The sequence below is a fragment of the Gardnerella sp. DNF01159 genome, from assembly GCF_049244215.1.
Classification (GTDB): domain Bacteria; phylum Actinomycetota; class Actinomycetes; order Actinomycetales; family Bifidobacteriaceae; genus Bifidobacterium; species Bifidobacterium swidsinskii.
Window position 1 is genome coordinate 715139 of sequence record NZ_CP058387.1, and the last position, 22304, is coordinate 737442.

The window sequence follows — 22304 nt, forward strand, 5'->3', positions numbered from 1 at the left end:
CGCTTTCTTATATGCTATAGCTGAATGTCTTCTTCGCGAAGAGATTTTTTATCCCAATGCTGCCATATTTTACGGTGATTTTCGCGAATTTTTTGATGACGCTCAATAACTTTTGTGTGCGTTCGCTCATATCGATTCGTTGCATCTTTAATAGGAAGTGTAAATAATGGATCTCGAGGATTTTCATTATCTTCTTTATTTGGTTCATGCAAACGTTCAAATCTAGAAGAAACGTCTTCGGAAATACCAAAACAGACCTTAGCTATTTTTATTGCGCTTAAAATGACAATAACAACTCCTAGCGCTACCATTATCAGCATAAAAACTGTTATGAGTAGCCAAATCCACCAAGGCATTGTTATTCCTCTGTATTCGCATTATCAGCGTGATTAACGCTTAATTCACGTTGAGCGCGAGCAATAATCATACTGCGCAATGTTTCAGGAGCAACAGCTGTAATATGACGTGCGTGAGCAATGCAAAAAGCAACGAACCATGAATCAGAAGAAACAGTAAGATGGACTTTTACTCCGCTGCCACAAGTTTCCATAGTGGCTCCAGAAAGATTCTTCAAAAAGTTCAATTCTGTTTCATCGGTAATGAAGCAAGTTTCAGTTCCGTTATCAAAGCTCCACTTGCGAAGTTCACTAACTGGCACATCTGGAATTTTAACTTGAGATACAGGCTCTACAACTTCTGCACGTTCAATACGTGCTACGCGAAGAACTTGCCAAATGCGAGGCAATCCATTCGCTTTATTAATTGTCGTATCTTTAGCAACAAATTCACGTTTATCTTCTGGTGTTTGCTGCTCTACATCAGTCCATACTGCAACATAGTAAACGCCTTCATCAACGTAAATCTTCGACGGCGCAACAATCTTGCGACGAATACGTCCTGCCCCGTCAGTGTATTCCATATCTAGTAAAGATCCAGAGTTAATAGCACTGCGAACAATAGAACAATTTCGAGGCTCAATTTCATAACCTGTTAAACTCAGCCATGGAGTTTGACCAGGAAGAACATGACGGCGAAGACGCTTATACAAGGATTCAGCTTGTGTGCGCTGTTCAATAGGCAAAAGCAAGGAATGCGCCAAATAATTAGCAGACGCAGTAAGCATGCTCAAATATTGCTGTGAAATTCCAGCAAGTCTTTCCAATCCTAAAGAGTTAGTAGCAGAAACAATTCCCTCGTTCTCAAGAAGAGTCCAATCTATATCAAAGAATTGGCTTCCGGCCATTTCCCCATCGTCAGAAACAGTAGTAAGAGTATTTATATCCTTGTGAAGAATTGTAACAAATCGACGAAGTTCATCATCGCTTTTTGGTCTACCAATAAAACGCTCAGCAAGCTCGTCTAATGGGAATTCCTCTCCAAGATGAGCAGACAAGAAAAGCATCAATCGAAGCCTACGATCTACTTCACTTCCAGTTTGGAATGAAGAGCCTTTTTTGGTATGCGATTTATCAGTGTTGCTATTTTGTTCTTCAATATTTTGCGCTTCTTGTATAGCACCTTCTTCATCTTTTTGCTCATTTTCGTCATATTGAGCAAAATTAACTGCTGCGTGCAAACGGCGATGGAAAGCATCAACTGCTTCTTGAGGGCTTACTACGCTAGATCCAGGATGTTCTAGCACGAACATCGCTAAATCATCAGCATCAGTATAAGCAACGTTTAAATGTTCACCATCGACATCCACAGTTGCGGCAAATCTGCGAGAATCAATAACTTTTACCAATGAATCAGGTAGCATTTGTGTTCCAAGACCAGGTGCGATTGAATCTAATCCTAAGCCAGGAATAGGAGTTTGTGGAACTCTAGGAGCAGTGCGAGAAGTGCGCTGTTGCTCGTGTTGACCTGAATCAAGAGAAGAAATAGACATTGAACGAGCAAGATAATTTGCTGCAGCTAAAACTGGTAATTCAGATTGGTCGAAACGTAAACGTACGCGAGGCTCATCGCCTAATTGCAAACGATAAGACGCAAAGTCTTGACCTTCGGACTTCGAAGAATATTCTGGCTGCCTAGACTCTATTGCAATACCCATAGCAGCAAGCTTTGCGCGATCTCGCTGGAACTGTTTTGCGAATGCTGCTTTAGCTGCTTGATCTGCAAGCTCACCGTATGAATCTGCATATGCCTTTACGCGCTGTGCAATTTGACGCGAAGTCAGCCATTGCGGGAATGCGGAAGACAATACAGCGAGTACATCTAACTCGTGTTTGCCCCATTTGTCGGAAAAACGTCGCCTTCCGTTGCTTCCTTCTACCATTAGTCCTCACGTATCATGTTTGTATCAATTTACTTATGCGCCTTGCATACAAGCGACTACGAAATGCAGCAAAACTTGTGTTGCAATATTGCGCACACCTTTTCTATTTTAATGGTGTTTTGCGGTACGTGTGGACATTTTTTTAAAAAACTTCTAATAATTATATATTTTTTATTCACACGAACATCAACAACGTTGAAAATACGCCATTTTTTCGCGACACGCCATATAATTTTTTATAGATAATTTTATTTACTATCAATAAAAATCGCATATTTGCAAGAAATCTGCTTTAAACCCAAGAGTCTGGTTCAATTCCTTGCGGTCCCACGAATTCTCCATTTGGCACATAACTTGGTTCTCCTGTATCTTCTAAAACAGCGTCAGCAAACATTGAAACTTGGTTTCCAAATGTCCAATCTCCCCTAATAGTTACTGATTTTGCAGCAGCTAAAGCTGGAACAGAATATGGGAATCTTTCGTTGAAATCATTGATGTTTTTGTAATAACGTGGATCCAAATCAATATCAGGAAATATATAGTTACCATCTTCCATTTCATATGAATCAGTAAGATGGAATCTATCTGATCGCATAATAAATAAGTCATTGGTTGTTTTAACAGGCAAGAAACGCATGCGATCAACTTCTACGCAAATTGCGTCATCGAAAAGTGAAGCTATTGCTCCCATTGCTGTTTCCAATTGCACTACCGGAGTGCTGCTTTCGTCAGTTGGGTCAACAGTTTTGTGATTAAAAATAACAGGCAAAGGCAAAATCCCTTTGTGCTCTTTTAACTTTTTTTCTAGAGCATCTACACGAACCCAAATATTATTTGTGTTGAAGTATGGATGTTTTTTAATGCTTTGTGCGCTTCTACGATCCTCAGGATGAACCTGTGTCATTTCTCGTAGCATTAGTCTTCCTGTTTTCGCGTCCCTAACAATGTGACCGCCCTTACGATCTGCTTGAGTTCGCTTCGCAACCTCAATCATGATAGGTGCGCCAGTATTTTCAAAATGTTGAGCAAGAGTGCGCGACGGTCTAGCACCTAAATTGTCAGAATTTGAAATAAACAAATACTCAATTCCATTTTCTTTAAGAGTATGCAATAAATCAGATTCCCACAGAGTTGAAAAAATATCGCCGTGACCTGGAGGACACCATTCAAGAGATCGATCTTCCTTGTGAGAAACCGGTTCTCCAGTTTCCTCTGCTAATTTTGGTTCTTGATGTTGAATAATTTCTACAGGAATATTGTCTTGCACAAACTTGCGATTGCGTTTTAGTACTTGCAAAGTATCATGAGACGTGCGGAAAGAATTCATGAAAATAAGCGGAAGATTAACTCCTAATCGCTGACGAGCTGTAAGAACTTGTCCAATAATAATATCAATAAAGCGCATTTGGCGAGCTTTATGCCTACGAACTGGTAGTAAAGATTTTGCGCAAGACAAGCCCATAGATGTTCCCAAACCGCCATTTAATTTAATAAAAGCAGTTTTTGCGAATGCGTTAACAGCTTTGTCGTGATCAATAGTTTCGTAAATTTCGTGGAAAGTTGGAACGCTTTTAATAGGCTCAACCGTGCTCTCGCGAATAAACTCCGCAGACTTATCCCCTGATTTATCTAAATTCCAAGCATTATATAAGTGTTTAAATTGTTCAATAGCAATTTCGCTCATGCCTTGTTCGCGCATCTTTGCAGCGGACAACTCAAACGCGTCATCCATGTAAAAGCCTCCTCGTATGCATGTGACCTTAATAGTTTAGCGATTTGTGCGTTGCTGCGCAAATATTGCTTTTAACGGTTATTTTGAAATACTATTATGATTCTACCAAAGTTAGAAATTGCAAGATAGAAAATAATAAGCGCAGCCAATAATAAATACCGACTGCGCTTATGAGAAAATTTGCTACTAAACACCACTAAATATGAAATTTAGTTATTTTCTGCATTGTTGTCATCATTTTCTTCCGGTTCATCGCCAGTTTTTAGATGATGCTCGTCGTAGCCTTGCAAGTAACGAGTGTGGCGCCAATGGTGAATAGAAGCGTTCGTACCGCGATGATGTACGTGATACTTACGTGGAGTACCGCCATAAGGAAGCTCTTTAACTTCGCTAGCAACTGCCATTTGGTTCACATTAGAAGGATCCATAATAGCAATTGGAGCAACAGGCTCTGGTTCTGTTGGAGCGGCAGTTCGATTCTTCAAGTGCGATGGCAACCATTGTGCAAACCAAGACAATGCCAAGCAAATAAGGAAATATATTACTGCTGCAACACTTAATGTTTGCAAAATATTAAAGTACATTGATCCGAGTCTGCGCGATTCCTGAAGCAAATCAGTGTACATAATAATTGAACCAAGTGCAGTATCCTTCAAAACAACTACAAGCTGAGTTACTGCTGCAGGCATCATAGCAATAATTGCCTGAGGCATTTCAATTTGTGTCAATGATTGGTACTCGCTCAATCCTAATGCAAGTGAAGCTTCTCTTTGACCGTTTGGCAAGTTGCCAACACCTGATCTAACAAGTTCTGCAACAACAGAACCGTTATACATAATCAGTGCCAAAACAACAGCCCAGTATGATGATTCTTTCATACCAGAAAGTGCGAATGCTCTCCACAAGAAAATCATAAGCATCAATACTGGTACTGCGCGGCAAAATTCTACTACTATTGCGGAAATACTACGAATAATAAAATTAGGTAGTAAACGGCAAAGTCCGAAGAATAAGCCAAATACAATAGAACCAACTACTGCAAGTAACGATGCTTTTAGTGTCATCCATAATCCAGGAAGATAAAAATCAACCCAGGCCTCAGATTCGAGTGCAGGATTCCAAAGCGTCCAAGAAAGTTGGTTTTCTCCCTCTGGAGGATTGCTCAAACGAACGAGAATAGCAATAATGCAAATAACAAAAATGCAACCGGCAATAATATTAGCTATGCGAATTTTCTTAAGAGCTTTTGGACCTGGAGCATCGAATAATAATGATTGTTCACGTTGTTTAGCCATTGTTATCACCTTCTCACAGCAAGTTTATTTGACAAATAAGTAGTCAAAATGCCGATAGGAATGATGAGCATAATGTATCCGCAAGCGAAAATTAAGAAGATTGGAACAATCAAATCTGCATGTTTCTCAATCATTTCGCTCATCATTGTTGAAGTCTCAGTGGCAACTGATGCAGCAGCAGCAACTGTAGAATTCTTAAGCAAAGCAATAAATGTATTACCTAATGGTGCTACTGAACCGCAGAAAGTTTGTGGAAGAATTACTTGTGTTGCAGATTGGAAGAAATTTAATCCAAGGGCGCGGCAAGCTTCTGCTTGACCAACAGGTACGGTATTAAGACCAGATCTCAAAGATTCGCAAACAAATGCTGCAGTATAAAGCGACAATCCAGCAACTGCCAGCCAGAAGAAATTCACTTCAAAAATTGAGGAGAATCCTATCTTAAGCTGAGCGTAAACGCCTAAAACCATGAAAACCATAATGATGGTAAGTGGCATGTTTTTAAACAATTCAACATAAACTGTAGCAATCATGCGTAATGATGAAACAGGGCAAATGCGCATAGTAACAAGAATTACGCCAATAATTGATGAAAAAAGTACACTCCATAAAGTTATTTCAATATTAACCAAGAATGCTCCTGGAATATTGTAGGAGGTAAATAGCTGCATAAAATCTTGCATATTACTTCTCTCCTTCTTGAGGAATTGGCGGATTATACTTTGCGTTCGGCTTAAAGCCAGTGCCTCGTAAATTGTCGTCTAGAGCTCTTTTCCATGATCCGTTACGAATCATGTCTTTTAAGGCTGCATTAATTTTCTTAGCTAAGCCTGTATTTCCTTTTTTAATGCCAATTCCGTAATATTCTGCGGTAAATGGCTTGTTTACAAGCTTTAAACGACCTCGAGAAGCGGTTGCTAAACCAGCAAGAATAATGTCGTCGGTAGTTACAGCATCTACAATTCCTGAGAATAATGCAGTTGCACATTCTGCATAACCAGGCTGTTGCATAAGCTGTACTTTTGAAGAGTAACGCTCCTTAATAGCAATTGCAGATGTTGAGCCTGAAACTGAGCATAAACGCTTTCCGTCCAAATCATTTGGACCGCTTACTTTATGCTCATCTTTTCGAATTAGCAAATCCTGACCGGCAATAAAGTAAGGTCCTGCAAACGAAACCATTTTCTTGCGAGCGTCAGTAATGGAATATGTTGCAACAATCATATCTACATCACCGTTTTGAAGCATTGTTTCACGCTGTTTAGATGGTGATTCTTTCCATACGATTTGATCTTCTGAATAGCCGAGCTTTTTGGCAACGTACTTAGCAACATCAACGTCGAATCCAACGTAAGTTCCTGATTTTTTGAAACCCATACCAGGCTGATCGAATTTAATACCAATGCGTATGACTTTTTTACCATCGCTACGATCGCAAGCTGTAAGCGGCATAACGCAGCATACGGTACAAAGCATCGCTAGTATCGCACGAAAAATGCGATTTTGTAATATTTTCATATCTTTTCCCTTCGTAAGAACTGTTTTAAAGTTTCAGAATTTTTACTGAAAGATAAAACAAAAAAGCAGATTAATGCGTAAGAATCTTGGAAAGGAAATCTTTTGCACGATCAGTTTTTGGATGTTCAAAGAATTCTTCAGGAGTGCCTTGTTCAAGAATTTGACCATCTGCCATAAATACAATTCTGTCAGCTGCCTTGCGTGCAAATCCCATTTCGTGGGTAACACAAATCATAGTCATGCCTTCTTTTGCAAGCTCAACCATGACATCAAGAACTTCATTAACCATTTCCGGATCTAGTGCAGATGTAGGCTCGTCAAAAAGCATAACTTTTGGCTGCATAGCAAGAGCTCGAGCAATTGCAACACGCTGCTGCTGGCCGCCGGAAAGTTGTGAAGGCATTTTGTTTGCTTGATTATCAACTCCGACTCGAGTGAGCAATTCCATAGCAAGAGATTCAGCACTTTGCTGATCCATATGGCGCACTTTCATTGGAGCAAGAGTAACATTTTCCAAAATAGTCTTGTTAGCGAAAAGATTAAAGGACTGGAATACCATACCAACTTCTGCTCGCAAAGCTGCAAGTTCTTTTCCTTCTTGAGGAAGTGGCTCACCGTCAATACGTATGTCACCTGAATCAATAGTTTCGAGACGGTTAATTGTGCGACACATTGTCGATTTACCAGAACCAGATGGACCGATAATAACTAGTACTTCGCCTTTGTTAACAGTCAGATTGATGTCTTTAAGCACATGAAGTTTTCCATAATGCTTTTCGACATGACTTAGTTCTACGAGGGGATTTGCCGCTTTTTGCACTGAAATAGTGCGATTAGTCATATCCTCGGCGTTTGGATTTGACTTTGATACTTGCTTATCCATAACAAGAAGTTTAGCTAATCTGTGTTACAGCTATTTATCACTATCGTTACGTTTTGTAACTCTTACGTTACAAAAAAGCCGTTGATTGTGATTATAAAATCAACAATCAACGGCTTATCAATAACATTTTTTACAAGTATTTTTATTTACTCGTCTTCTTCTGGATCATAATCAACACCAGTTTCAGCACGCTGCTCGTCAGAAATTGGAGCAGGAGCACCGGTTAGAGGGTCTCTACCGCCGCCAGCCTTAGGGAATGCGATTACGTCGCGGATTGAGCTTGCACCTGCCAAAATTGCAGCAGTACGATCCCAACCCAAAGCAATACCAGCGTGAGGTGGAGCACCGTACTTGAAAGCTTCAAGCAAGAAGCCGAACTTTTCGTCAGCTTCAGCCTTGTCGATTCCAAGAACGTTAAGAACGCGGTCTTGGATATCGTCGCGGTGAATACGAACGGATCCGCCGCCCATTTCATTACCGTTGCACACAATATCGTAAGAATCGCTCATAGCGTGCTCTGGATCTTTATCAAACTTATCGATCCAATCAGCAGATGGCATTGTAAACGGATGGTGCATAGAAGTCCACTTTGAGTGGCCAACGGCGACGTCGTCATCATCTGGATCATCAGTGCGCTTAAATAGTGGGAAGTCAACAACCCAAGTGAAAGCAAACTCATCTGGGTGAAGCAATCCTGCGCGGTTAGCAAGTTCAACGCGCACTGCGCCGAGCAAAAGCTGCGAAGACTCGCGAGAACCTGCTGCGAAGAACACTGCATCGCCATCTTCTGCTCCAACAGCTTCCTTAAGACCTGCGCGCTCTTCTTCACTAAGATTCTTAGCAACAGGACCCTTTAACTCGCCATCTTCACCAAACACAACGTAAGCCAAACCTTTAGCTCCGCGCTGCTTAGCCCAATCCTGCCAAGCGTCAAATTGGCGACGAGGAGTTGCAGCACCGCCCTTAAAGAGCACAGCGCCAACGTATGAAGCTTGGAACACGCGGAATGGAGTGTTCTTAAAGTAGTCAGTCAACTCAATAAGTGGGTTTCCAAAACGCAAATCAGGCTTATCGGAACCATACTTATCCATTGCTTCCTGCCAAGTAATACGAGGCAAAGGAAGAGTAATCTCGTGACCGGCTTCCTTCCAAATAGCGGCAATAACGCGCTCTGCCATAGCCATAACGTCTTCCTGACTTGCAAAGCTCATTTCCATATCAAGCTGAGTGAACTCAGGCTGACGATCTGCACGGAAGTCTTCGTCGCGATAGCAACGAGCAAGCTGATAGTAGCGCTCGACGCCAGAAACCATGAGCAACTGCTTTAGAAGCTGAGGAGACTGTGGAAGTGCGTACCAAGAGCCTGGAACCAATCGTGCTGGAACAACGAAGTCGCGAGCACCTTCAGGAGTTGACTTAATGAAAGTTGGTGTTTCAACTTCAGTAAAGTTCATGTCTTCCAAAGCATGGCGGGCAGCCTTAGCCATATCAGAGCGAAGCTTCAAATTGCGCTGCATAGATGGGCGACGCAAATCAAGGTAACGATATTTCAAACGAACATCTTCGCTTGGAAGCTTGTTCTCGGACTCGTTTTCCAAAGCTGTTGAAACCTGGAATGGCAAAGCGTCTGACTTTGCGAGAATAGTAACAGTTTCTGCAACAATCTCAATTTTACCGGTTGCTAAATGATCGTTTTCGTTGCCATCTGGGCGCAAGCGAACTTCGCCGGTCACTTGCACAACGAATTCACTACGCAATGGTCGTGCAGTTTCTTCATCGTAAATAACAACTTGCACTAAGCCTGTGTTATCACGGACATCAACAAAGGCAACTCCACCATGATCGCGGCGACGATCAACCCAACCAGCGATGGTTACTTTTTGCCCGACTAATTCTTCAGTCACTTCAACGGCATGATGTGTGCGATACGCCGTCTGGCTCATAAGTCCACTTCCTCTACAATCTAATTGATATTCATTTGTTTCTATTGACATGATTTTGCGCACAATATTCAAGCAAATTTGCAAGACATTATTTAGCGCAAGAAACTGTCTGCCGGGCATAAACAGTATCCGGTTGCCAAGACGTGGCATCCGCGGTTTCCTGTTCGCCAGTAATAATATTTTTTACTTCATCGTGAGATGACTCTGATTCAGTGCTATCAGCAGGGAACCACACATAAGGAATGCCGAGCTTGTCAGCATATTTTATTTGCTTACCAAGCTTTGCTGCGCTAGGAGCAACATCTGCTGCAATGCCTCGATCTCGTAAAGTTTTAGCAATAGCATTGCATGCAGGGCGATCTTCTTCATTCCAAACTGCAACAAGTACTGCAGCAGGAGAAACTCGAGAAACAGTAGCACCTGCAGTGTGAAGCATATAAGAAAGCAGTCGAGACATGCCGATTGAAAGTCCTACGCCTGGATACTTCTTCTTGCCTTGTGAAACTAAATTATCGTAACGACCGCCAGAGCAAATTGAACCAAGAGATTCTGCGTTGTCAAGGAAAGTTTCGTAAACAGAACCAGTATAGTAGTCAAGTCCACGAGCAATCTTCAAATCAGCAACAACAGCGCCTGGGCGGATACGTGCTGCTTCGTCTACAATCATCGCAAGAGTTTCAACACCTTGAGAAGCTAAAACGTAAGACTCGTTATCATCACTTCGAGAAATATTATGCTTATCGCATAATTCGTCGAAACGAGACTTCAACTCATCTCCTGTTTCGGCAGTAAGTTCAGCTAATTCTAAGCATGCATCAGCTTGAGAAGCCGTAGCGCCGCATTCTTTTACCAAAAGCTTAGATACTTCTTCAGCACCAATTTTGTCTAGCTTATCGATTTCTCGAAGAACTCCCTCAATATCGCTTAATCCAATACCGCGATAAAAACCTTCAGAAAGCTTTCGATTGTTAGCATGAACAGTTGCCTTAGGAAGACCGAACTTACGTAAACGTTCAAGAGCTTCAACCATAACAAGTGGAAGTTCAACTTCGTAGTGTGAAGGTAATTCGCCATTTCCTACTACATCGATATCAGCTTGTACAAACTCACGGAAACGACCTTCTTGTGGACGCTCCCCTCGCCAAACTTTTTGCATTTGCCAGCGCTTAAATGGGAACGTCAAATCACCAGTATGCTCAACGACGTAACGGCTGAGCGGAACTGTTAAATCGAAATGTAAACCAATGCGTTCTTCTACAGGAGTGTCGGATTCGTGACCAACTTCTTGTAAACGCGACAATAAATAAATTTCTTTACTGGTTTCGCCTTTTTTTAATAAGCTTGAACCCTGTTCTACTGCACGTGTTTCAATTCCAATAAAACCGTTGAGTTCAAACACTTCTCTTAGTGTGTCAATTACTTGCTGTTCAACAGCGCGTTCACTAGGAAGCCATTCAGGGAAACCCGATATTGATGAGCCTTGTACCATGTCCACTATAATAGGTGGTGTTGCGGAAAAATCATGGCTTACCGTCATACTTATTCGTAACAATGTTACCGTGCATCTGCTGTAAGGAGTCGTCCCGTGACCGAACAGACTAAACCTGAAGAAACTACTAAAACTACTACCGCGCCAAAGCCAGTTGCTCCATCTCCAGCAAGCTTCGCGCATAAGACTCGTGTTGTTGCTCAAGCACCAACCATTTCTTATAGTGAAGAGGATATTAAAGCCGCAAAAACCTTTGGCCGTGTTGATGAAAATGGCACTGTTTACGTTACTGAAAACGGTGCTGAGCGTGAGGTTGGTCAATACTCCACTGGCACTCCTGAAGAAGCGTTGACTTTCTATATTCATCGTTATCTTGATTTGAAGATTAAGCTTGATCTTTTCGCTAAGCGCTTGGAAGCTTCCAATGTAAAAGCAAAAGAAATTGACGAAACGCTTAATACTTTGAAAGCTGAATTGGAAAATCCTGCTGCCGTAGGCGATATTGCTGCTTTACGTGCGCGACACGCCGAATTGGCTGCAAAAGGTAATGAAAAGAAGGAAGCAATCTCTAAAGCTCGAAAAGAAGCTCTAGAAAAAGCTTTGAAAGAACGTACAAATATTGTAGAACGTGCAGAATCGTTAGTAGCACAAATGAATGAATCTACAAACTGGCGTGAATTAAACGATAAGTTACGTGCTTTATTTGACGAATGGCAGGAGCATCAGCGTACTACTATTCACTTAAATAAGTCTGATGCCGATGCTTTGTGGCAGCGTTTTTCAAAGGCTCGTTCTGCGTTCTCTCAGGCTCGCAATTCTTGGGTTAAAGAACGTGAGCATGTGCGTAATACTGCTAAGCAGCTTAAGGAAGCTATTATTGCAGAAGCTGAAAGCTTAAAAGATTCAAAAGATTGGCGTGAAACTTCTATGAAGTTCAATGCTTTGATGGATCGTTGGAAGAAAGCTGGCAATGCTGGTCGTCAGCACGATGATGCTTTGTGGGCTAAGTTCCGCGAAGCTGCTGATGCTTTCTATCATGCTCGTCAAAATGACCGTGAAAAGGTTAATGCTGGAGAACACGAAAATCTTGCTAAGAAGGAAGCTTTGCTCGTAAAAGCAGAGGCTTTGTTGCCAGTAGAAAATGAAGAAGCTGCTAAGAAGGCTCGTAAGGCTTTGTCTCAGATTCAGGAAGAATGGGATGCTATTGGTTTCGTTCCTCGTGAAGATATGCGTCGTATTGAGTCTCGCTTGAACGACGTTGATAAAAAGATTAAGGCTGTTGAAGACGCTGCTTGGCGTGAGGCTGATCCTGAAGCTAATGCTCGTAAATCCAGTTTTGCTTTACAGTTGGAAGCGCAACTCGAAGAGCTTAACGCTGCTATTGCTAAGGAAACCGATAATAAGCGTAAAGCTAAGTTGGAAGCTGAAAAGGCTACTAAAGAGCAGTGGCTTAACGCTGTTAAGTAAATTAGTTTTATAACTAATTAAAAGTATGGGGTTGCTTAAAAATCAAGCGACCCCATACTTATTTTTCGGCTGTATTTTAAGATTTATTTGCTTTTAAGAGTTTTTTATTAAAGATTTAGCTAAATGAATAAAAGTATTAGCTAAATTAGAATCTGCCAATTTTCCATCTTCGGTTAGAACAGCAGGTCGCCCTGCTTCACCAGTTTCTCTAAGCGCAGGATCTAAAGGAAGTTGAGCTAAAAGAGGCACATTAGTGTCAAGAGCGTTACAAAGTTGTTCGCTTACTCTCTTTCCTCCTCCTGAACCAAACAATTCTAAGCGCTCGCCGTTATTTTCAAACCAGCTCATGTTCTCAACAACTCCGCGAACTTTTACAGGAATTTGCAAAGCCATAAGACCTGATCTAACTGCCACATCTGATGCACTAGGCTGTGGAGTTGTTACTACAACAAGCTCTACATTTGGTAAGGATTGTGCTACAGCTAATGCCATATCTCCTGTGCCTGGAGCTAAATCAAGAAGTAAAACATCGGGGTTGCCCCACCAAACATCGGAAAGAAACTGTTCTAAAGAACGTTGTAATCGTGGTCCTCTCCACAAAATAGCACGATCGGTTCCAGCAAACATTCCAATAGAAATAAGCTTTACTCCCCAAGCAACTACAGGCATAAGCATTCCGTTTAAATTTGTTGGTTGAGAATTAACTCCAAACATTCGCGGTAAAGAAAAGCCGTAAATATCGGCGTCGATAGCTGCAGTATCGTAACCTAATGCTGCAAAAGTTGCAGCTAAATTAGCAGTTATAGAAGATTTTCCCACTCCGCCTTTTCCAGAAGCTATAGCAAAAATTCTCGTGCGAGTGCCAGCTTTATTAAATGGATTTTCTTTGCGTTCAGCTTTTAAATCTGCAACTAACTTTTCTAATTTAGTTTTACTCATTGCAGTAGCGTTAACGTGCGGTATGAGTATTGCTTGAGGATATTTAGATATAGCTTCTTGAACTCGTCCTGTAATCACTTCTGCCAGAGGGCAATTTGGCACAGTAAGTTCAAGATTTATTTCTACATCATAAGCAAACTTTGTTGCATCAATGGTTTCAGCTTTTTTTATCACATGCACTCCGGTTACCATATTTAATTCGGTAACAGAGCGACCTAATTCTGGATCAATAACGCTACCCAGCAAATCGTAAACTTGTTTTTCGAGTTCACTTGTATTCATGCGTTATGATTCCTCAGCAATGAGATTTGGCACAGTATTATTTGCAATTTGTAGTATTTCTTCTAAGTTCCCAGTTTTTAAAAGAGTATTAAACTGTTGTTCGTTAAGCATAGGAATGCCAAGTTCTTGCGCTTTAGTTGCCTTGGATCCTGCATTTTCGCCTAGAATAACGCAATATGTGTTCTTGCTTACTGATCCTGATGCTTTGCCGCCTCTTGAGACTATAGCCTCTTTTGCGCTGTCTCGTGTAAATCCTTGCAAAGATCCTGTAACAACTATTGTTTTACCTACTAATGTTTGAGCGAAAGATGATGTTTCAACTTTCCCTACTACACCTGCTTCTTGCCACGATTTTAATACTTCAAATTGCCAATTAGCAGGGTCTTTAGCTTGCTGGAACCAGTTGTATACTGCTTGCGCAATTTCAGGACCAACTCCATCAATTTGTGTAAGTTCTTCAATAGATGCTTTGGAAATATTGTCTAAAGATCCAAAATTTGCCGCTATAAGACGTGCAGTTGGTGGACCTAGTCTACGAATAGATAAAGCAACCAAAACTCGCCACAGTGCTGCATTTTTGCCTTTTTGAGTTATTTCTTCAAGCATACTACGAGTAGTTTCAGAAGGTCTTGTATACCATGGCACATTTATTGTTTCTTTAGCGTTGTCGCTAGTTTTAGCATTTCTAGTAATGCGCTTATTTTTCCAAAGTACTACTTTAGCGTCAATTGGAACTTGGAATTTAGGATATTGAGGATCCCATTGTTCGTTTGGTGAAGTAGTTTTTTCGGAAGTTTCTGCTGCTTCGTAATTTGTAGATAACTTTGCTTCGATTGTGCGAGTCCAAAATGCTCTAACTTGATGCCAAAGACCAGATCCGCCTATTTTGCGTGTACGCTTTTTAAAGCTACCGTCTTTACTAACTTCTTTCCACTCTTCAACAAGAGGAATTTCTTTCCAAACCATTACATTTTGTAAATCGTCGGCAGTAATACTAAATAATCCAGCTTCATTTCTAAGTACTGGAGTTTGTGGTTCAGGTAGCGTTAAATCTGGTGAAGGTATATATGGTTGTTGAGTTGCGCCTCGCTGAATTATAATTTTATCCATATCTGGGCAGTAAACTTCTGCAGTTGTAGGCCTGCAATCCTCAGGATTTGTGAGAGCTAGCGCAGCGTTATCGCCCAAATTTTCAATATCAAAAGCTTGTCTGGAAGCCAAGTGAATTATTCGTTCTGTAAGTTGAGCTGGACAGTTTTCTACATTTGGGCAACGAATATCTTTATCTCCCTCTTTTGCAGGAGCTAGCTTAGTTCCACAAGATGGGCAGTATTCTGGCATAACAAACTTTCTAAGTTCATTTTCTCGCCCTTCCCTAGCTTTAAGTACCGGTCCGACTAATTCCGGAATAACATCCCCAGCTTTACGAACTACGACAGTATCGCCAATTAGCACACCTTTATGTTCAACTTCGTAAGCGTTATGAAGAGTTGTACGCGAAATTGTCGATCCTGCTACAGTAACAGGTTCAAGAACAGCTACAGGAGTTACTCTTCCAGTTCTTCCAACCTGGACAATAATATCCTTCAAATAAGTATTAACTTCTTCAGGAGGATACTTGTATGCAATAGCCCATCGTGGAGCTCTAGAAGTAGCTCCTAGTTGATGCTGTAATGCTCTGTCATCAACTTTTACAACTATGCCGTCTAAAGCGTGCAAAATATTTGCTCTATGCTCTCCGTAATAGTCAATCATTTCTTCTATTTCAGAAAAATTTGTGACTTTTCTCGTGTATGGAGAAACAGGTATTCCCCACTGTTGATAGAACTTATATGCGTCAGACTGATTAAATTTTGTTTCACTATTGTTATGGCTTGTATTTTCTTTCCAACGAAGCTCACCTAGTCCGTGTGCAAAAAAGCTTAATCGACGCGTGGCCGTGATACGTGGATCTTTTTGGCGCAAAGAGCCAGCTGCAGCGTTACGAGGGTTTGCAAAAGCAACTCGTCCAGCATTTTCTTGTTCATCATTTAATTTTCTAAAGTCTTCCCATTTCATAAAAACTTCGCCACGAATTTCCACGAACTCAGGAATATCGTCAGTATTGTCAGAATGAAGCTGTGTTGGTATTGCTTCAATCGTTCTTACGTTTAATGTAATATCCTCGCCAGTTACGCCATCGCCTCTAGTAAGACCTTGTTCAAGAGTACCGTTGCGATAAATAAGATTTAAAGCAAGACCATCAATTTTTACTTCGCAAGTCATAGGAAGAGGTTGAGATTCATCCCATTGTAAATCGCGAATTACGCTGTTATACCAATCATGTAATTCTTCAATTGAAAATACGTCATCCAAACTCATCATTCGAGACGGATGCTTTACAGAAGTAAAATCATTAGAAAAAGTTCCACCTACGCGATGTGTTGGAGATTGAGGAGTATCTAAAGTTGGGAAGGCAGCTTCTAAAGAGCTTAGCGCTCGCATTCTTGCATCGTATGCTGCGTCTGAACTAGTTGGAGAATCTTCTACATAATAAGCAATTTGATCAGATTGTGCCCAAGCTGCCAATTTCGCCCAAAGCTTCGCAGCTTGCTCTATAGTAAGTGTCGCTGGCTGCAAATTTCCAAGAGTCAACGCATCAGTGTCTGTTGGTTTCAAGTTTGCAATCCACTTTTCGGTGTCTATTGTAGAGTTCCACTCATTCGCTTCATGCATGTCAGTTTTGTTATCAGTTTTGCTATCAGCCTGAGTAACAGTCCCTGTTTTAACTGTACTTATGCTATTAGTTTCGTTTTTTGGCGCTTCATGAGATATAGTTTGCTCGTCAAAATCGTAAAAAAGCGATAACTGTTCGCTCTCTGTTGACTCTTCGCGAATACTATTTTCACTCATGAATATTCCCTTCAGCTACGTTTTACTAATGCCTATAAACAGTATCTAATAAGACTGTATAAGCACAGTAAAAACTATTCAATGATGTATTGAGTATTAAGCTAATAAATTTTAAAACTGCTTGCTCTATTTCTTAAGCGTTTAAAGATCTTAAGAACTGTGTTTGTACTGTGCTACTTAGATCTTCGTTAGAAGTCATTCGAATATTTGCAACACATAAAGTTCTTGCAATTACAAACATTCCATCGTTCACAGTTAATTTTGCTGCTTTATCAATAATCTCTTCTGCTTCAATATCAGGCCAAGCTGGTACGTCTTCAGAAAGAAGAGCCATCTGTGCTTCATGTATATTGCTCGGTATTAGCTTGCACTGCGATCTCATTCTAGAAAGAAGCTCATCAAGTTCCATTTCTAGCGGCTCAATCTTTCCTGGAGCTAAGTATTGTGCCATTCTATATGAAGATGCAGCAATGAGGAAATTATTCTGCATCCATTCCGCATAAGCGAGCTTATAGTAAGCAAAAGCAGCATCATCCCTATCGAGAGACACATTCAAAGCGTTAATGCAAGCTGCAATAACAGATGACCAATCCTCTTTTTGCGCAAGTATATCAGCTAATCTTAAATGAGAAAGAGCGTAAGTAGGAGCGTACGAAACCATAATATTTAAATGGCGTAAAGCTTCGTCATGTTGGTTTAATTGCGAAAGTAAATCAGCAAGTTCCATATGCGCGTAGAAAAGACCGTCAGGAATAAGTCTTGTTCGTTCTTCTTTAGTTGCAAATAGATGATTATAAATTACTCTCTCAGCGTAGGAATTAAAGTATCTTGGTACAGCTTCGCTGCTAGTAAACATAGTATCGAATTGTGCTACAGAATTTTCGTACTCTTTTAAAGCCTCGCTAAGGTCCCCATTCATAAACTGTTCGTGAGCTTTTGTACGAATATCTCTTATACGTTTTGCTGTAGTAAATGAAAGATTAGGTAAATCTGTTTCGTCAATTAGCGCTCGCGTTATTGAATCTGCTTGAGCGTTAAGTTCAGGATCGTCAATGCTTTCAATAATACTCATAGCTTCGTGAGCTTTTTGTGCAGTTGTTGGCATAAGTTCTGAAGCAATATGATGGAAGTCGGCAACAGCTTGTTGCAGAAGATCTTCACGTTGTATAGAAAGCCCTTGTGCGTATTGTGTTCCCAGTATGCTTTCCTGATCTGCTGTAAAAATTTTGTCAGAAAATTCAGGTTCTTCTTGTGATCCATGAGGAGAAAAGCGGCTACTGTGAACATCAAAATCTGGTTCGATGGTATTTAATTTTCCATGAGAATCAATGTTTAATTTGGCATTAAATTTTTCGTATGTTTTTATAGGATTATTTAATCCGTTTTGGTGAATAAGTTTTATAAATCTGTCTCTGCTAAACGTAACTGTAGTTAGAGCTCGTATGGATGGTGCTGTAGTAAAAGCTGCAAATGAATTTTCTTCTTTAGACTTATCCATGCTGTTTTCGGACAGTTGATTTTCGTTAGAATCTGCGTTTGTGCCTGTTTCTGAGTTTAATTCTTGGCTGCTTGCGCTCGCATGCATTGATATGACATTATTGTTTGTCTTGTTTGCGTTACTAATATTAGTCTGCTGCATTTCTTGCAATTTAGACGGGTCTCCATGAATGTCACCGTCTTTTGGATCTCCTTTTGGCTTGGATGAATCATTATTTGCAGCGTCACTATTCATAACGTTAAGCGCATTAAGAGTACGATTTACAAGATTGTTCATAGCATTGTTTTGTGCTGTAACCATCTCTTCTAAGCCTATTGAATCTAAGCGTATAGAAACATTTTTTACTTTACCGCTTGCTCCAAAAGCTAGAGTAGACATTATCATTCCAACTTGAAGATTGTAGTTTGTAGCTAGTTTTTCTTTATCGTCGTCGTTCAGATTTTTCCAAGATTTATCCTCATTAACGTAAGCTACAGATGGCATAAGTGCAGCTCCAGCTGTAGTAAGGTTTATTGCCACGTTACCATCTTCTAAATTAGATCTAAATTCCGCGTCAAAACGGAACGGCAAGTATACGCTTCTAATAAGATTAGAAAGACGCTGTCTATAGGACCATTCACTGTCGTTATCTATCTTATTGAAATACTTATCGTTATTTTTTACCTGCTTTGCTCTTCTCCACATGTGCAAAATAGGTCTTATTTTGTCGTCCATCAGAGGATTGCCAAAAAATTGCATACCTATTGAACCGCTTGCTGCAAAAGCAACATCTTTAATCATTGCCATGTCGATTTGTGATGCCTGCTCTTCTTTTATAGTATTTTCGCAAGTTTTTCCTCCCACGATGGAGTTAATTTGCAGACAATCATAAATTGAATATAAACGGTTAATAGCACCTTCTATTTTAAGTACTTTGAGTGCAGCATTTGGTTCCAAAGCATCATCCCAAAGTAAGTAGTTTGCTTCTGTTTGCTGAGATTTTTGCATGTGTAGGCGTTCTGCACCATGCACTGCTTCCAGGCTGCGTTCTGTTTCTAAAGCTCCAGTTGAGCGCATTAATTTTTCGAAATATTCTTCTAAACCTGAAACTCTTAAATTTTCTTTTTTCGCTATTTTTATGTCTTCTACACTTCTTCGTATTGCTCCTAAAGGTGCTTCGTGTTCTAGTCTGCGAAGTACATTGCTGTAACCAAATCCAGTTAAAGACTTGTGCATGTCTGGAATGAATAATGCTGCAAAGAATGCTATTGTTATTGCATTTCTGTATGTAAGATTGCATCGTAAGTTTTCTGGAAGTTTAGTTCGTAACTCTTCGAGAGTATAAGTTTTTTTAGTTCCGAACCCGTGTGAGATCCATGATCCGATTTTAATTAAACCGTTATCTTCTGAAAGTTGTAAAACTAAGTCTCCGTTTGATACGCAAAATACGTTTTCTTTTCTAATTTTTGAAAAAGTTTTAGAAAAGTGGTTTATTTTTCCGGCAAAAGTTTTAGAGCGTTGTTCTGGTTTTAATGCGCTTTTAGACTTACTGCTTTCTAAAGAAGCGAGAAAATCTTCTACGGTTGCGTCGCCATTTAAATAGGATTCTACGATATTATCCACGTCATAGTCTGTATGTTTGGTGTATGTTTCGTCAAACGCTTCCAAAAATGCACATTTTAGAGTAATTTTTGTTTTTTTATATTGTTTTCCATAAAAACGGTGTAAATCTTTCAGTGAAGAATTATTTTTTTCTACAAATGAAAGTTGCGGTCTCATGTCTTGAATATCTTCGTAGCTAAGTTTGCTGCCGAGAAATATTCGCCCTTCTGAATCTGCTACTGCTAGTTGAAGGAATTTTTTTCCGTCTTCTTTAAATAATCCAATTGATGTGTATTCTTTTTTCTTGTTAAGTTGAACCCAGCCTAATTGATTGTTGATATTTGTTTGTGGAAAATCTTTAATAACGTACTTTTTAGCGCGCGACGAAATATCTATTGGATTGCCTTCTGCCCACAACGAGTTAAGAGATTCTTGTAGTTGCAACATACTATCTTCCTGAGATTCTGAATTTTCAGTAGTTTGCATGTTGTTAGTCATAATCCCCATTCTTTCACTTTGCTTTGTGGCATGTGAGTTTTTGTTTTATATTTTTAGCGCACATAATGTGGCGTTTAATCACATTATTTTAGTATATAAGAAATTATGCATGTTATAAAATGCGCGACATTATTTATCGAAATTATTTCATCAATAGATTGCTAATAAGAGAATACGACGACTTCGAATATTGAGAAAAAATGGAGCGGACAACGGGACTCGAACCCGCGGTCTCAACCTTGGCAAGGTTGCGCTTTACCAACTAAGCTATGTCCGCAAACAAATGAATACCTTATATCATTTTCATAAAAAGTGCAAATTAGGTATGTCGCAAGCCTTACAAGTATTTGCTGCACTTGTAAGGCTTACTTGTTTCAGATTTTTAGTGTTTTAAGTTGAAAACTTATTTTATTTGTTTGCTTACTTGCTTTCGTCATCGCGCTTTGGAGAAGATGGTGTTGCACCCTTTTCAAGCACTCGACCAGGGCCTGCAAGATAAGCTGCGCGGCCTGCTTCAATACCAAGCTTGAATGCTTTAGCCATAAGCACAATATCGTTTGCAGTAGCAACTCCAGTATTTGCCATTACAGCTGCAGCACCCATTTCCATTGCTTCAGCAGCCTGGCTTGGAACGCCAATGCCGGCATCGACAATAACAGGAAGATCGATTTCGTCGATAATAAGCTGAATAAACTTCTTAGTTTCAAGACCCTTGTTAGAGCCAATCAAAGAGCCGAGAGGCATAATTGCGGCAGCTCCAGCGTCGCGCATTGCCTTAGCAAAGTACAAATCTGGATACATGTAAGGAAGAACAGTAAAACCTTCGTCAGCCAAAATCTTTGTTGCTTGCAAAGTAGCTTCATTGTTTGGCAACAAATACTTGCGATCAGGAATAATCTCAAGCTTGATGAAGTTTCCGCAACCCATTTCGCGAGCAATATGTGCAGTGTTAACTGCTTCCTCTACAGTTACGCATCCGCTAGTATTAGGCAAAATGGTAACGCCTTCTGGAATATGCTTTAAAATTCCTGCAGCTTTCTCGCTATAGCGAATTGCTACAGTAATCATTTCAGCTTTAGCACTATTTACTGCGGCATCAATAAGCTCCTCAGAATACTTTCCAGAACCCAAAATGTATCGAGAAGTAAACTTCTTACCACCTAATTCTAAATAATCTTCATTCTCCATAATTTCCTCCATTTTTTATCCATTTCAACGCTTCTAACGCTTCTAAACTTGCGATAATCGAAACATAAGGCAAATACAAGCCTTCTTCAGGAGAAGACTTAAAATCACCTACTAAGCACACGTTTGAAAGATGCTTAATTTTTACGTTCTTAATATCTCCTAGTCCAGATAAGCCAGAAGCGGTAATAACATATTTGTTAGGATGATTCATGAAATAGTCAAGAACCATTGCTTTCGATTCGCGATTGTCGAATGCTTCAATAAACAAGTCGGAGCGCTCAGCAATCTCATCTAACGATTCCGGCGTAACTTTTTGCACGAAAGCTTCTACTTCAACGTACGGCAAAGTTTCATTAAGCCGCGCTTTAGTAGCAGATACTTTGTGTTGTCCAATTTCGTTAATCGTATAATTTTGACGGTTTAAATTCGAATACTCGATACTGTCAAAATCGTAAATGTACAACTTTTTTACGCCGGCTCGCGCAAGCATTAACGCAATATTTGATCCCAAACCGCCGCAGCCAAGTATTGAAACTGATTGTTGAGCAAACAAATCATTATCTTCCTTTAGCTGACGTTTAAGAACTTTTGCGCGAATATCGTCACTTTCCATTCATCCTCCTCCCATAATGCTAAATACTTCAATTTTTGCGTTATCTTTAACTATGAAAGTTTCAAAATCTTTGCGTTTTACTAATTCACCATCAACTTCTATTGCAACAAAAGTACTGTCGTAGCCTTCGCGCTTAAGTAGTTCAAGTAAATTCTCGTTCTCAACATAATCCACAGTATCGTGATTAAGTTTCAGCACACTTACCTCC

The 22304-nt window shown here is 40.2% G+C and carries 16 protein-coding genes and 1 tRNA gene; 1 reads left to right on the top strand and 16 read right to left on the bottom strand.

The annotated features are described in order from the left end of the window. Positions 1-14 precede the first annotated feature (14 nt). The 9 genes from HXT39_RS02660 to hisS all read right to left on the bottom strand — a co-directional run bounded on the left by HXT39_RS02660 (position 15) and on the right by hisS (position 11138). Entirely contained in the window at positions 15-356 is a 342-nt protein-coding gene (locus HXT39_RS02660; RefSeq protein WP_064622067.1) for a hypothetical protein, read from the bottom strand. Between the two features lie 2 nt (positions 357-358). After that, on the bottom strand, positions 359-2278 hold the full coding sequence (locus HXT39_RS02665; protein WP_004108930.1) for a helix-turn-helix transcriptional regulator: 1920 nt from the start codon (positions 2276-2278) through the stop codon (positions 359-361). 292 nt (positions 2279-2570) lie between these two features. After that, entirely contained in the window at positions 2571-4010 is a 1440-nt protein-coding gene (locus HXT39_RS02670; protein WP_064621583.1) for a UTP--glucose-1-phosphate uridylyltransferase, read from the bottom strand. A gap of 209 nt (positions 4011-4219) precedes the next feature. Further along, positions 4220-5305: an amino acid ABC transporter permease gene (locus tag HXT39_RS02675; RefSeq protein ID WP_004108936.1), complete on the bottom strand. Its 1086-nt coding sequence runs from the start codon at positions 5303-5305 to the stop codon at positions 4220-4222. A gap of 5 nt (positions 5306-5310) precedes the next feature. Then, a complete protein-coding gene (locus HXT39_RS02680) occupies positions 5311-5988 on the bottom strand; it encodes an ABC transporter permease subunit (protein ID WP_004108938.1) in 678 nt (225 codons plus the stop codon). A 1-nt stretch (position 5989) separates the two neighbouring features. Then, positions 5990-6823 (bottom strand): glutamate ABC transporter substrate-binding protein, encoded by an 834-nt coding sequence (locus tag HXT39_RS02685; protein ID WP_102155150.1) that lies wholly within the window; start codon positions 6821-6823, stop codon positions 5990-5992. Positions 6824-6893: 70 nt separating this feature from the next. Further along, complete coding sequence (locus tag HXT39_RS02690) at positions 6894-7706, bottom strand: amino acid ABC transporter ATP-binding protein (protein ID WP_012914189.1); 813 nt, start codon at positions 7704-7706, stop codon at positions 6894-6896. Positions 7707-7852: 146 nt separating this feature from the next. Beyond that, entirely contained in the window at positions 7853-9649 is a 1797-nt protein-coding gene (gene aspS / locus HXT39_RS02695) for an aspartate--tRNA ligase (protein ID WP_103013868.1), read from the bottom strand. An 88-nt stretch (positions 9650-9737) separates the two neighbouring features. After that, positions 9738-11138, bottom strand: coding sequence for a histidine--tRNA ligase (hisS, locus tag HXT39_RS02700; RefSeq protein ID WP_004108947.1), 1401 nt, complete (start codon positions 11136-11138; stop codon positions 9738-9740). A gap of 96 nt (positions 11139-11234) precedes the next feature. Here hisS and HXT39_RS02705 point away from each other — a divergent pair, with 96 nt between their 5' ends. Then, a complete protein-coding gene (locus HXT39_RS02705) occupies positions 11235-12605 on the top strand; it encodes a DUF349 domain-containing protein (RefSeq protein WP_064621586.1) in 1371 nt (456 codons plus the stop codon). A gap of 93 nt (positions 12606-12698) precedes the next feature. Here HXT39_RS02705 and HXT39_RS02710 read toward each other — a convergent pair whose 3' ends face one another. The 7 genes from HXT39_RS02710 to thiS all read right to left on the bottom strand — a co-directional run bounded on the left by HXT39_RS02710 (position 12699) and on the right by thiS (position 22294). Beyond that, positions 12699-13826, bottom strand: coding sequence for an Mrp/NBP35 family ATP-binding protein (locus tag HXT39_RS02710; RefSeq protein ID WP_004108951.1), 1128 nt, complete (start codon positions 13824-13826; stop codon positions 12699-12701). A 3-nt stretch (positions 13827-13829) separates the two neighbouring features. Next, positions 13830-16718: an NAD-dependent DNA ligase LigA gene (ligA, locus tag HXT39_RS02715; protein WP_064621698.1), complete on the bottom strand. Its 2889-nt coding sequence runs from the start codon at positions 16716-16718 to the stop codon at positions 13830-13832. Positions 16719-16851: 133 nt separating this feature from the next. Continuing rightward, positions 16852-20295, bottom strand: coding sequence for a tetratricopeptide repeat protein (locus HXT39_RS02720; protein ID WP_103013883.1), 3444 nt, complete (start codon positions 20293-20295; stop codon positions 16852-16854). A gap of 201 nt (positions 20296-20496) precedes the next feature. Then, a tRNA-Gly gene (locus tag HXT39_RS02725) sits at positions 20497-20572 on the bottom strand. 143 nt (positions 20573-20715) lie between these two features. Beyond that, a complete protein-coding gene (locus HXT39_RS02730) occupies positions 20716-21483 on the bottom strand; it encodes a thiazole synthase (protein WP_004108959.1) in 768 nt (255 codons plus the stop codon). Then, positions 21473-22096, bottom strand: coding sequence for a sulfur carrier protein ThiS adenylyltransferase ThiF (thiF, locus tag HXT39_RS02735; RefSeq protein WP_004106663.1), 624 nt, complete (start codon positions 22094-22096; stop codon positions 21473-21475). The genes HXT39_RS02730 and thiF overlap by 11 nt, the downstream gene beginning before the upstream one ends. Beyond that, the gene (gene thiS, locus HXT39_RS02740) at positions 22097-22294 is read right to left on the bottom strand and encodes a sulfur carrier protein ThiS (RefSeq protein WP_004106666.1); all 198 of its coding nucleotides are present in this window, start codon (positions 22292-22294) and stop codon (positions 22097-22099) included. Between the last annotated feature and the right edge of the window lie 10 nt (positions 22295-22304).